The sequence below is a fragment of the Geitlerinema sp. PCC 7407 genome (genome assembly GCF_000317045.1).
GTDB lineage: Bacteria > Cyanobacteriota > Cyanobacteriia > PCC-7407 > PCC-7407 > PCC-7407.
Map to the genome: position 1 here is coordinate 640,096 of NC_019703.1, position 11,483 is coordinate 651,578.

An 11,483-nucleotide genomic window follows, 5' to 3' on the forward strand; every position below is an offset into this window, starting at 1 on the left:
ACAATCCAGCGATCGCACAGCAAGACGCTCCCATCATCGGCGATCGCCCGTCCCAACTCCAGCCTGCTCTGAGGCCGCTCTGCTCTTTGCATAATAGAAAAATCGCCGTACCGATTTTTTGGCCAATCATGCAAGCTGATTCCTCCGCTCCGACGGTCCAAGACAGCCACTTTTGGGAAGAGCGCTACCAGACGGGCAGTAGCCGCTGGGACTTGGGCCAGCCCGCCCCCGCCTTTCTCCAGCTCCTCGAGAGCCCCGAGGCCCCCGCCCCGGGCCGCCTGCTCGTGCTGGGCTGTGGCCGGGGCCATGACGCCCTGGCCTTTGCTGAGCGGGGCTTTCAGGTAGTGGGGGTCGACTTTGCGCCGTCGGCGATCGCCGCTGCCCAGGAGGCCGCCCAGGCCCGCGGGCTCACGGTCGAGTTTCGGCAGCAGGACATCTTTGGCCTGCCCGAAGCCTTCACGGGGGCCTTTGACTACGTGGCGGAGCATACCTGCCTGTGCGCCCTCGATCCGAGCCAGCGTCCCGCCTACGTGGACCTCGTGCGATCGCTGCTGAAGCCGGGCGGCGAGCTGTTGGCCGTCTTCTTTACCCACGGTCGTCCCGGCGGCCCGCCCTTCGACATTACCCGCGCCGAAATTTGCGATCGCTTTGCACCTGCTTTTGAGATTGTGCGACTAGAGCCCGTGATCGGCTCTGTGGCCGAGCGAGCGGGTGAGGAGCACTGGGGACGGCTGCGGCGGCGCTAGGGGCGCGGTGCGCGCGGTGGGGAATTTTTTGCTGGGAATGCCACAATGGTTTCCAGCGAAAGCATTTGGGTGCATTGACCGATCGTTTCAGAGAGGCCGGGGGCGATCATGCCGCTGGATTCGGGGTTGATTTCGTGCGTTGATCCTCATCAGGTTGAGATTAGGGGCACCGATGGTTCAGTTTGGTCAGTCGTCCTTCCGTCGAATTTTGCTATCGCGCATTCTGTTGCTCAGTGTGCCGGTGCTGCTCATCGGCGAGGCCGTCACCTACCGCAAAGCCCGAACGAGCCTGCTGGAAACCGCCCGCAAGACGATGACTGAAAGCGCCGCTCGCAAAGCCGAGGGCATCCAAACGTCGGTGCGATCGCTCCAGGCCAATCTCCTCACCGCCAGCGAAACCAGCGTCCTGCAAAGTGGCCCCCCTGCTCAGGTCAATCAGTTTGTCACCCAGCTGCAAGATCGCCTCCAGAACCGAGTCGACTGCTTGCAGCTGCGCGACGCCCAGTCTGGCGTCCTGGTTAGCAGCACCTGCGGCAATCAGGCCCTGCAGCCGCTCAAGGGGCTCCCCTGGCCCAAAAACTCCCAGCGCATGGGCGATCGCCCCGCGATCGTCCCGGCCGCTCCCTCCAGCACCACGCCCCAAACCAACAGCGATCAGGGCAAGCTGCACCTGATCCTCAGCACGCCGGTCTACAGCCCTAATGACCAGCTGCGCTACGTGCTGTCAGTCCGAGCTGTGCTGCACCAGTGGGACAACGCCGACCCCAAGTCCCTAGTGGGCTACACCATGATCGTCGATGCCCAGGGCCGGATCTTGGCGCACCCAAACGCCAGCCGAGTCGGCGGCAACATCTACCAAGAAGGCGGCGACGCCGATCGCTTCCGCAGCGCCATGCGCAACGCCCAGGCCAATCAGCGCTCCTTTGTGCACTTGTTTTCTTTTCAGGATGACGGCCGCGAGTGGCTGGCGGGCTACAGCCTAGCAACGGTCTGGAGCAGCGGCGATCGCCCCGAGCGCTGGACCGTTCTCGCCGTTACCAGCCTGGATGATGCGCTCTCGGGCCTCCAGGACATCCAGGCAGTCTTGGTGATGCTCACCCTGGGCCTGGTGGCTGCCAGCCTCGCCGCCACCCTCTACATCGCCCGCGACCTCGCCCGCCCCGTGGAGAAGCTGCGCGACTACGCCCTCAGCGTCCAGCAAGACATTCGCAGCGAGCCGCCCCGCTTCAGCATCCGCGAGTTTAGTCAGCTGTCCGCCGCTCTCCAGCGAATGGTCAAGGGCCTCGAAGATCGAGCCCATGAGCTAGAGGCCGCCTGGCAAGAAGCCCAGTCTGCGAACCGGCTGAAAAATCAGTTCCTCGCCAACACGTCCCACGAGCTGCGCACGCCCCTAAACGCCATCATTGGCTGCGTGCGCCTGGTTCGCGATGACTGCTGCGACAGCCGCGAGGAAGAGCTGGAGTTTTTGCAGCGGGCCGACGACGCGGCCATTCACCTGCTGCGGATCATCAACGATCTGCTGGACATCGCCAAAATCGAGGCGGGCACCCTTTCGGTCAACCTGGAACCTGTGGACCTGCGGCAAATCCTGCGGGAGGTGGTGGACTTGCAGAGCATCCACATCGACAACAAGGGCCTGAATCTGACGATGCCAGCGCTGCCGGAGCCGGTGATGGTGCAGGCGGATCCGGCCAAGCTCAAGCAGGTGCTGATCAATGTGCTCTACAACGCCATCAAGTTCACCGAGCAGGGCGGCATTCACATCGATTTGCACATTGAGATGCCGCAGAATGCCGCAGGTGCTGATCCTGAGACGGCTTCGGCGGCGATCGCCCGCGGCACGTGGGCGCTGCTGCACATTCAGGACACCGGCATCGGCATCGATCCCACCGACCAGCACAAGCTGTTTCGGCCCTTTGTCATGGTGGACGGCTCGACCACCCGCCGTTTTGAGGGGGCAGGGCTGGGGCTGGCGATTTCTCGCAATCTGATGGAGCTGATGGGCGGCGCGATCGCCCTGCGCAGCGAGGGTCAGGGCCTGGGCACGACGGTGGAAATTGCCCTGCCGATGACGGCGATCGCCGACAGCGAGGTCACTCCCGACCCCGCCGAAGCCCCTCGGGCAGAATCGCGGGAACGCTGACGGTCTGGCCCTCCCGGTGGAGAGAGTCGCTCAGGGAGCGCAGAACCGCCACCAGCTGGGCTCCTAGCCAGCCGGAGGACACCGCCGATGGGACATTGTGGCGGGCGCAGTGGAGAAAGTGGTCGCACACCTGGTACAGCGGCTCGCTCGGCGAAACGGCGATCGCCTCGGTACTCTGCTGCGCCGGGACAAACTGCGCGCCTCGCGGCTCTAGCCGACCGCGCTGCAGCACCAGGGGCGCGTCCGTCCGCAGCTCATCAAAAATCAGGCTGCCCTGGCTGCCCACCAGCACCAGCCGGCGCTGCTTGTCAGGATTCAGCCAGCTCAGGTGCAGGGTCACCACCAAGCCGCTGGCATACTCCAGGGTGGCCTGCACCCAGTCCGCTAGGCCCGCCGGCGAGCCCAGGGGATTCTCGGGGCGGGGCTGGAGCCACGTGCGCCCCTCCGCCCGGACCCGCACCGGCATCTCCCCCAGCCAGCTATAGAAAATGGCCAAGTCATGAATGGCCAGGTCCCACAGGGCATCGACGTCCTGGCGCACCGGGCCGAGGTGGGTGCGGGCCGCATAGCCGTAGCGCAGCTCCCCCAAGACCCCCGTCTCGACCGTGGCCTGCCCCTGGCGCACCGCCCCGTTAAACAAGTAGGTGTGGTCCAGCACGAGCTGGCGCTGCTGGGCTTCGGCGAGCTGGCAGAGGGCGACCGACGCCTCGGGCTCCAGGGTAAGGGGCTTCTCGGCCAGGACGTGGCAGCCCCGCTCCAGGGCTGCCCGGATCAGGTCAAAGTGGGTGACAGCGGGGGTCGCGACGATGACGGCCTCTAGGTCGGGGTACTGGAGGGCGCTGGCGGGGTCCGGGCTGAGGCGAATGCCGGTCAGGTCGTAGCGATCGGCGAGGCTGTGCAGCATCGTCGTCTGGGGATCGGCGATCGCCACGAGCTCGGCCTCCGGGTGGGCCAAGACATTGCGCACCAGGTGATTTCCCCAGCGCCCCGCCCCAAAAATTGCCAGCTTGACCGGTTTAGGCATGGTTCAGGCTAGATGAGAATCTAGATCAGGATTGGAACTTTGGGAGAGCAGCAAAAACGCCTCCTGAGCAGCAGCCTGCTCAGCGGCCTTGATCGAGCGACCGCTGCCGCTGCCGACGTGGCGATCGCGCACCCACACCTCCGCCCGAAAGCGCTTGGTGTCGTTATAAATCTGGCTCACCTCCTGGACCTGATATTCGGGGCGGCACTGGTAGCGCGCCTGGGTCCATTCCTGGAGGGCCGCCTTGTAGTTTTGGCGGGCGGGGTCGCTGCGAATTTCTTCGGCAAACTCTTGCAGATGGGTATCCAGCCAGGGCCGCACCAGCGAGAGGTCATGAGTGCTCAGGTACAGCGCCCCCAGCACCGCCTCAAAGGACTCCGCCAGCCGGGTTTCCTGGCCCGCTCGGTTCCCCGCCACGCTGCTGCCCACCAGCAAGAAGCGATCGAAGCCGTAGCGATCGGCAATCTGGGCCAGGCGGCGATCGCTCACCAAAATCGATCGCAGGGCCGCAAACTCGCCCACCGGCCAGTCTGGGTAGGTCTCCATCAAAAACTCTGCTGTGGCCAGACGCACCACTGCGTCCCCCATAAACTCCAGCTGCTCGTAGTTCTCGGTGGGGGAGACCGTGGAGTGGGTGAGGGCCAAATCCAGCAGATCCCAGCGGACAGAAACATCCGGCGGCAGTTCCAGACGCTCCAGCAGCTTCATGAGTTGTTTTTGGCGGCGTGGGTCTGGCAGAGACATGGGCAAAGGAATGGAGTGCACAGAGATAGAAAACGGGGGCGCGCGAAAGGTTACCAGCCCTAGGGGCGCAGCACCCTTTTCAATAGCCTACAGGCTTGGGAATTGGCCGGCTCACTTTCCTGGGCGGATCTGCCCGAAAATCGGCCTTGGACCCATTTTCGCCGCGATGAGCGCCCTGGGGCGCTCACCCCCTCTCGCTCAGACAAGAATTGACCCCAATCAATGCCTCGCAGCAAATTAAATTTTTGGCTCTATGAGCTACCTCATAGAAGCGGCCGCCCAACTTTGCCAGAGTGGGGATAGCTCAAATTCAGGTCACGGCTATGACCGACACCACGCTTCAACGGCAAACAGGACACCAGGTTTTGGCGGCGGCGGGCAAGCGCATCTTGCGTCCCGGCGGCCGCACCGCCACCGAAGCGCTGTTTCGCTGGGCTGAGTTTCAGCCGGGGGACACAGTGCTGGAGCTGGCCTCCAGCTTTGGCGAAAGCGCGATCGCCCTGGCCCAGCGCTTTGGGGTGCGGGTGGTCGGCGTCGAGAAGAACCCCGAGAGCGTCGCCCGAGCCCGAGCAGCGGTGGCAGCGGCGGGGCTGAGCGATCGCGTTGAGATCCTCGAAGGCGACATCTTTCGCCTCGACCAGATTCCGGGCACCTACGACTACGTGCTGGCCGAGGCGATCTTGAGCATGCAGTCTTCGGCGGGCAAGGCCCAGATCCTGCGGTCTGTGGGCGATCGCCTGAAGCCGGGAGGCCGTTTCCTGAGTCACGAGCTGCTGGCCCGCGATCGCGCTGACGAGATTCATCGCGACCTCGCCCAGGCCATTCGCTCCAACGTCACGCCGATCTCAGAGGCCGACTGGCGCGCTGCCTGTGCCCAAGCGGGCCTCGCCGTGGAGCGATCGCAAACCGGCCCCATGGGCCTGCTCGATCCGCGCCAAATGCTGCGAGATGAGGGCCTCTTGGGGATGCTGCGCATCGCCTGGAATCTCCTGACCCGCCCCGCCATCCGCGATCGCGTTTTGACCATGCGCCGCCTTTTCCGGCGCTACCAGGCCGAGCTCGGCCACATCATCCTCTGCGCCCGGCGCAGCACCGACCCAGAGAGTCTGCTATGACGACCACCCTCCTGTCTGCTGATACGCTGACCCTACATCTGCGGGATCATGTTCTTTATCCCGAGGCCGGAGTTCTGAGCACCGTGCTCTTCAAGGACACCCACTGTCAGTTCACGCTCTTCTGTCTGGCTGCGGGCACCGAGATCTCTGAGCACACCTCCACCCGCAATGCTTTGGTGCAGGTAGTCGAAGGGCGGGGCACCCTCACCCTGAACGGTTCAGATATTGCCCTCGAACCAGGCCGCCTGATCTTCATGCCGGCCCACGCGCCCCACGCCCTCAGCGCCTCAGAAAATCTGTCGTTTTTACTCACGTTATCGAATTAATTACCGATGAACACTCCTATGTTGGACACCTTTGCAGCTCACTTGCCCCTGTCTCCTGAAGAAATCCAGTCTCTGCTGGATCTCCGCCTCGAAGAGCTGCTGGCCCATCCCACCCTCAAAGCCGAACTCGGGCAGCTCAATGTGCCCCTGCTCCAGGAAACGCTGCCCACCGCAGGCGCAATTTTGGCCACCCAGCTTCCGCCGTTCTACGTCTGGCTGAAGCAAGAGCTGGGTCTACGCCGGGTGCCCGACGGCCCGGACCACACCACGCGCTGGGTGGTGCGCTTCTTGCAAAACGAGGAGAGCCTGATCCGCCTGGTGGAGCTCCATCGTCCGGTGCCCCTGCCGGCCCTCGAGCGATCGGTGCCGCGCTTGGTGAGCCTGTTTGACGGGGTCGAGGAAGCCGCAGTGCGAGAAGCCTGGCAGCGGGCGATCGCCCTGCTGTGCCTGGTGCTGGTGGCAGCTGCCCGCGAGGACGCGCGATCGTCTGTGGTTTAGCTGCGGATTCTGGTCGTTTTTTACCGATTTTTGGCAGTTTTTCTCGACAGCCAAAAAAGATTGCTAAATGTCACAGCTTGCTGAAGAAAGTCTGCAAACTCATCGCTTCACAAAATCTATCTAGCATCCTAGGGAATAGATTCTCTAGATGTTTGCAGCCGCTTCGACGCAGCAGCTTTGACCGTGATCTGGGCGATCGTCCCTCAACTTTTGACTAGGGGCGATCGCCCCTGATTTCTCCCAACGACAACCTGCGAGGCTCAGATTTCTGGGCCTTGTTTATTTCGCTGGATTCAGCACTTTAAGGATTTTGGTATGGCAAATTCCACCCTCGGTATTGCCACTCCCGCCTCTCCAAGTCGGCGATCGCTGAGTTTGCCCGCTTGGCTAGTTTTGGTGTGTGTCATTACCTTCACCGTCCTGATCGGGGCGGGAGCGGCCATCTGGAAAAATGCGCCCCCCATCCCCGCCACCGTCCAGTCGTCCCAGCAAGAAATCGTGCTGCGGGCCGAGGATATCGAGCGGGGCCAAGTGACCTACCTGGGGCGGGGCGGCCAGCACATTGGCAGCATTTGGGGCCACGGCAGCTATCTCGCGCCTGACTGGACCGCTGACGTCCTGCACCGCTGGGGCCTGGCCACCGCCGGAGTTCTCTACGCCAACGATACTCACTTTTCCCAGGCCGACCTCGAGGCGCTGCCCGCACCGGAGCGCGCCAAGCTCCAGGCCGAAGTGAGCCAAGAATTTAAGATCAACCGCTATGACGCCAACACTCGAGCCCTGACGCTGACCGCCGCCCAAACGCGCGGTCTTCAGCAGGTCTTTGAGGATTATCAAGTGCTTTTGGCCCACGGGTCGCGAATTCACTCGATTCCCGATGGCTGGTTTACCGACAACCAGCAAATCCACGACGTGACCGCCTTTTTTAGCTGGACAGCCTGGGCCGCCGCCGCCAATCGGCCCAACGCGCCTTTTTCCTATACGGCCAACTGGCCCCACGATGACCTGATCGGCAATCAGCCGCCGGGGCAGTTTTTGGTGTGGTCCATTGTGTCGGTGATTGTCCTCATTGCGGCGATCGCCCTTTTCCTGTTCGTTTACCTAGAGCAAGAAAGCAGCGACGAAGTGCAGACGGTTCCTCTGCAGCCCGCCCTGCGCCTGGCTACCCCCAGCCAAAAGGTTTCGAGCCTGTTTTTTGGGGTGGCGATGGCGCTGTTTTTGGTCCAGATCATCATGGGCATGGTGACGGCCCACTACGCTGTGGAGGGCGACAGCTTCTACGGCGTCCCGATCCAGCAGTTCATGCCCTACGCTGCTTCGCGCACCTGGCACTTGCAGCTGGCGGTGTTTTGGATTGCGACCTGCTGGCTGGCGGCGGGGCTCTACTTCGGGCCGCGCTTTGGCAAGCAGGAGCCCAAGGGCCAAGCCTGGGGCAATGGCGGCCTGCTGATTGCTCTAACAGTGGTAGTGGTAGGCTCCCTGATCGGCTCCTGGGCTAGCGTCCAGGGCTTTTTGACGGGAGACGCTAGCTTCCTGTTTGGCCACCAGGGCTATGAGTATGTCGAGCTGGGTCGCCTGTGGCAGGTGCTGCTGATCGGCGGCATGGTGTTTTGGCTGTGGCTGATGTACCGGGCGCTGCAGCCGGCCCTCAAGACCGACGGCAACCGCACGGGCCTAAACCATTTCTTTCTCTACAGCGCGATCACGATTCCGCTCTTTTATGCGGCGGGGCTGATGTACACCAATCACACTCACCTGAGCGTGGCGGAGTATTGGCGCTGGTGGGTGGTGCACCTGTGGGTGGAGGGCTTCTTTGAGGTCTTCGCGACGGTGACGATCGCCTACTTGTGCAGCGAGCTGGGCTTCCTCAAGAAGTCCTCGGCCCTGCGAGCGACCTATCTCACGGCGATTTTGTACCTTGGTAGCGGTGTGATTGGCACGCTGCACCACCTGTATTTTGCCGGGACGCCCTCCTTTATTGCGGCTATGGGCGCGGTGGCGTCAGCCCTGGAGGTGGTGCCCCTGACGCTGATTGGCTTTGAGGTGGTGAAGACGCTGCGCCTGTCCCAGGAAGCCGAGGGCTTCTATCGCTGGCCCCTGCGCTTCTTCTTGGCGACCTGCTTCTGGAATCTGGTAGGTGCTGGGGTGTTTGGCTTTTTGATCAACCCGCCCATCGTTTTGTACTACTCCCAGGGCCTCAATACGACGCCCATTCACGCCCACTCGGCTCTGTTTGGGGTGTATGGCTCTCTGGCCCTGGCGCTGATGCTGTTTGCGCTGCGGGAGATCGTGCCGGAGCGGGCCTGGAATGAGAAGCTCTTGCGCTTTTCTTTCTGGAGCCTGAATGGCGGCCTGGTGATCATGATGGTCTTTGGCCTGATCCCCAATGGCTTCTATCAGCTGGTGCAGTCGGTCAATCACGGGACGTGGTACGCCCGCAGTGCGGAGGTGGTGGGCAGCCCGTGGATGCAGTGGACGGTGTGGCTGCGCATTCCGGGGGATATTGTGTTCTCTCTGGGGGCGATCGCCATTGTGCTGTTCACGGTGCAGGCGATCGCGGCCTTGCTGCGACAGCCGACCCAGACCGAACCCAAGACTATGACTTCCAGTAAGGTCTAAGTCTAGAATTTCTGGCCACAGCGGCCTGATTCAAAGACTCAATTGATTGTGCCAAAGCCCCGCCCCTCCTTGGGGGTGGGGCTCTGGCTATGGATCAGGGCTCGAGGTCTCCCCGGGCGATCGCCTCCAGCACCGCCAAGTCCAAAATCTGGATCTTGCCGCCCCGCTGGTAGCGCACCACGGCCTGGAGGCGCTTGATCAGGCGGACGCACTCTTCGTAGGTGATGCCGATGCTGCGGGCGATCTGGTAGTAGGGCCGGCGATCGCCCAGGAACCCCCCATTCGCCTGGAGCTGCGCCCCCTCTTCGAGGGCCGCATAGTGCAGGAGCCGCGCCAAACGGACGATCGCCCGCTCCGACACCAGGCCGTGGACCGTTTCGTGGAGCTGCTGTAGCCGCTGATTGAACACCGTCATCATCCGCAGCGCCACCTCGGGCTTTTGCTGAATCACGGCCAGCAGGGCTTCGCGGCTCACCGTCAGCACGCTACAGTCCGTCAGCGCGAGCACCGTCGCCGGGGCGATCCCGTCCCCAAACAGGGCCGGAGCCGCAAAGATTTCGCCCGCTCCCAGCAACCGCAGAATGGTCTCTTTGCCGGTGGTGGCCAGTTTGGTGATCTGCACGGTGCCCTCGGCGATCGCGTACAGGCAGCTCGGCAGGCGATCGCCCTCCTGCATCACGCGATCGCCCGCTTCGTAGCGCCACAGCTTCGTCTGAGCCTGGAGCGCCTCCAGTTCCGTCTCCTCCAAAGCAGCAAAAATTTGCACACTTTGCAGCTGCTCAATGGTTGCAAACATAGCCGCTCGCCAGCCAACCTCCTCACCATACCGCCCTGGGGCGAGACGCACTGCCTCCCAGCCAGCCTAGAGCCCCCATTGCGCCTTTGGAGACCCTCAGCTTTGCCCAAAAGTACGCTTGCCAAGATTTAGGGTTTTGGCGTAAATCTCAAGGTCTAGTGGCAGGAAAGCCCTTCAGTTTTCAGGTTTTTTCCTTGGGCGATCGCGAAAATTTGGCATTCTGCGACTTTCTCAGGGAATTCTAAGAGCAATCTTCAACGTCTGCGTCTCTGAGGCGCTCCTGTTTGCGTGAGCGCTGTGTCCTAGCGGATTCCTGGGCTGGAGGGTGATAGCAGCTGCCAAAGCCTTGAGGTCGTGGCCCTCGAAGGGCGATCGCCCAGATTCAGCCCTAGAGCAGCACCTTGGCACCTGTCCTCCCATCCACCCATACAGACACCCTTGGTATTTATCCATTTCAGCGATGACACCTCCAAGGAAGTTCTACGCATTCTTCGGAATGCCTGAGAAGCCTACACCATACCGTTAGGTTGGTGTAGGAGCGTCACCAAGTGGTCGAAGCCATGAACGCCCTCAACCAAGGCGTGGCCCAGACTGCCGCTGGCATCTCCCAAACCAAGCAAAGCGTCCAGAGCCTCAACCAGTCTGCCCAAAATCTACAGGCGCTGGTTGTCCAAGGCTAGAGAGACGCTTCAACGCCCAAAGCCCGGCGATCGCCGGGCTTTTGAGCATCAGGCACCCACAGCAGGGATTAATAAGCCCCGTCTTTTTTCAGCACAACCTGGAAAGTCTTGAACAGCAGCTTGAGGTCGTAGGTCACCGACCACTTGCGCTGATAGTCCAAGTCCATCTGCACAATATCTTCAAAATCCTTGACCGATGAGCGGCCATTCACCTGCCACTCGCCCGTGATACCGGGCTTCACATCGAGGCGCTGCCAGTGATAGCCGTCGTAGCGCATCACCTCATCCACCGTCGGCGGTCGCGTCCCCACCAGGCTCATATCTCCCATCAAGACATTCCAAAACTGGGGCAGCTCATCCAGGCTTGTCCGCCGCAGAAATCGACCGACTCGGGTCACTCGCGGGTCGTTCTGGTTTTTGAAGACGAGCCCTTTGGCCTCATTTTGAACCAGGTGCTTGAGGTCATCGGCATTGGCCACCATGGAGCGAAACTTCCAGATGCGGAAGGGCCGACCTTTGAGGCCGCAGCGCTCCTGGCCGAAGAAGATGGGGCCTGGATTGTCGAGGTAAATGGCGATCGCCACGGGCACCGCTACCACCGCCGTAATCGCCAAACCGGCGATCGCCCCCAGCACATCAATCAGCCGCTTGGCTCGGCTCCGTGCCGACGGATGGGCAGTCTGCAAATGTTGATCCGGTGACGTCAAGGCAGCCGGAGTCAAGGAGAGATCAGAACCAGGCGGGAGAGAACGAGAAGTCGTAATCACGATGCCTAACCTACAGGGCGACGAT

At 62.1% G+C, this 11,483-nt stretch carries 11 protein-coding genes; 7 read left to right on the top strand and 4 right to left on the bottom strand.

Features of this window, described 5'->3' with window-relative positions:
• The first annotated feature begins 128 nt into the window (after positions 1–128).
• Together GEI7407_RS02710 and GEI7407_RS02715 are read left to right on the top strand one after the other, a co-directional pair.
• Positions 129–746 carry a methyltransferase domain-containing protein gene (locus tag GEI7407_RS02710; protein ID WP_015170591.1) on the top strand — a complete coding sequence of 206 codons (618 nt, stop codon included), beginning with the start codon at positions 129–131 and terminating at the stop codon, positions 744–746.
• A gap of 172 nt (positions 747–918) precedes the next feature.
• A complete protein-coding gene (locus GEI7407_RS02715; protein ID WP_015170592.1) occupies positions 919–2,889 on the top strand; it encodes a sensor histidine kinase in 1,971 nt (656 codons plus the stop codon).
• On the opposite strand, the gene GEI7407_RS02720 is transcribed toward GEI7407_RS02715, so the two are convergent.
• The gene (locus GEI7407_RS02720) at positions 2,840–3,913 is read right to left on the bottom strand and encodes a Gfo/Idh/MocA family protein (RefSeq protein WP_015170593.1); all 1,074 of its coding nucleotides are present in this window, start codon (positions 3,911–3,913) and stop codon (positions 2,840–2,842) included. The two genes, GEI7407_RS02715 and GEI7407_RS02720, sit on opposite strands and share 50 nt — an antisense overlap.
• Positions 3,914–3,916: 3 nt before the next feature.
• Positions 3,917–4,657, bottom strand: coding sequence for a ribonuclease III (gene rnc / locus GEI7407_RS02725; protein WP_015170594.1), 741 nt, complete (start codon positions 4,655–4,657; stop codon positions 3,917–3,919).
• Between the two features lie 323 nt (positions 4,658–4,980).
• Here rnc and GEI7407_RS02730 point away from each other — a divergent pair, with 323 nt between their 5' ends.
• The 4 genes from GEI7407_RS02730 (at position 4,981) to GEI7407_RS02745 (ending at position 9,215) form a co-directional block, all read left to right on the top strand.
• Positions 4,981–5,772: a cyclopropane-fatty-acyl-phospholipid synthase family protein gene (locus tag GEI7407_RS02730; RefSeq protein ID WP_015170595.1), complete on the top strand. Its 792-nt coding sequence runs from the start codon at positions 4,981–4,983 to the stop codon at positions 5,770–5,772.
• Positions 5,769–6,098 carry a cupin domain-containing protein gene (locus tag GEI7407_RS02735; RefSeq protein WP_015170596.1) on the top strand — a complete coding sequence of 110 codons (330 nt, stop codon included), beginning with the start codon at positions 5,769–5,771 and terminating at the stop codon, positions 6,096–6,098. The genes GEI7407_RS02730 and GEI7407_RS02735 overlap by 4 nt, the downstream gene beginning before the upstream one ends.
• A gap of 18 nt (positions 6,099–6,116) precedes the next feature.
• Positions 6,117–6,596, top strand: a complete 480-nt coding sequence (locus GEI7407_RS02740) for a hypothetical protein (RefSeq protein ID WP_015170597.1) — start codon at positions 6,117–6,119, stop codon at positions 6,594–6,596.
• Positions 6,597–6,911: 315 nt separating this feature from the next.
• The gene (locus tag GEI7407_RS02745) at positions 6,912–9,215 is read left to right on the top strand and encodes a nitric-oxide reductase large subunit (RefSeq protein ID WP_015170598.1); all 2,304 of its coding nucleotides are present in this window, start codon (positions 6,912–6,914) and stop codon (positions 9,213–9,215) included.
• Between the two features lie 94 nt (positions 9,216–9,309).
• Here the strand turns inward: GEI7407_RS02745 and GEI7407_RS02750 are convergent, their stop codons facing one another.
• The gene (locus tag GEI7407_RS02750; RefSeq protein ID WP_015170599.1) at positions 9,310–10,011 is read right to left on the bottom strand and encodes a Crp/Fnr family transcriptional regulator; all 702 of its coding nucleotides are present in this window, start codon (positions 10,009–10,011) and stop codon (positions 9,310–9,312) included.
• A gap of 548 nt (positions 10,012–10,559) precedes the next feature.
• Here GEI7407_RS02750 and GEI7407_RS21760 point away from each other — a divergent pair.
• Positions 10,560–10,691: a hypothetical protein gene (locus tag GEI7407_RS21760; protein ID WP_255347603.1), complete on the top strand. Its 132-nt coding sequence runs from the start codon at positions 10,560–10,562 to the stop codon at positions 10,689–10,691.
• Positions 10,692–10,759: 68 nt separating this feature from the next.
• Here the strand turns inward: GEI7407_RS21760 and GEI7407_RS02755 are convergent, their stop codons facing one another.
• The gene (locus tag GEI7407_RS02755) at positions 10,760–11,413 is read right to left on the bottom strand and encodes a sugar transferase (RefSeq protein ID WP_051030663.1); all 654 of its coding nucleotides are present in this window, start codon (positions 11,411–11,413) and stop codon (positions 10,760–10,762) included.
• Positions 11,414–11,483: the final 70 nt, after the last annotated feature.

What these genes read in the sequence shown, in the direction of transcription:
- GEI7407_RS02710 (WP_015170591.1), top strand. Translation starts at nt 129, where the DNA reads ATGCAAGCTGATTCCTCCGCTCCGACGGTCCAAGACAGCCACTTTTGG.
- GEI7407_RS02715 (WP_015170592.1), top strand. Translation starts at nt 919, where the DNA reads ATGGTTCAGTTTGGTCAGTCGTCCTTCCGTCGAATTTTGCTATCGCGC.
- GEI7407_RS02720 (WP_015170593.1), bottom strand. Translation starts at nt 3,913, where the DNA reads ATGCCTAAACCGGTCAAGCTGGCAATTTTTGGGGCGGGGCGCTGGGGA.
- rnc (WP_015170594.1), bottom strand. Translation starts at nt 4,657, where the DNA reads ATGTCTCTGCCAGACCCACGCCGCCAAAAACAACTCATGAAGCTGCTG.
- GEI7407_RS02730 (WP_015170595.1), top strand. Translation starts at nt 4,981, where the DNA reads ATGACCGACACCACGCTTCAACGGCAAACAGGACACCAGGTTTTGGCG.
- GEI7407_RS02735 (WP_015170596.1), top strand. Translation starts at nt 5,769, where the DNA reads ATGACGACCACCCTCCTGTCTGCTGATACGCTGACCCTACATCTGCGG.
- GEI7407_RS02740 (WP_015170597.1), top strand. Translation starts at nt 6,117, where the DNA reads ATGTTGGACACCTTTGCAGCTCACTTGCCCCTGTCTCCTGAAGAAATC.
- GEI7407_RS02745 (WP_015170598.1), top strand. Translation starts at nt 6,912, where the DNA reads ATGGCAAATTCCACCCTCGGTATTGCCACTCCCGCCTCTCCAAGTCGG.
- GEI7407_RS02750 (WP_015170599.1), bottom strand. Translation starts at nt 10,011, where the DNA reads ATGTTTGCAACCATTGAGCAGCTGCAAAGTGTGCAAATTTTTGCTGCT.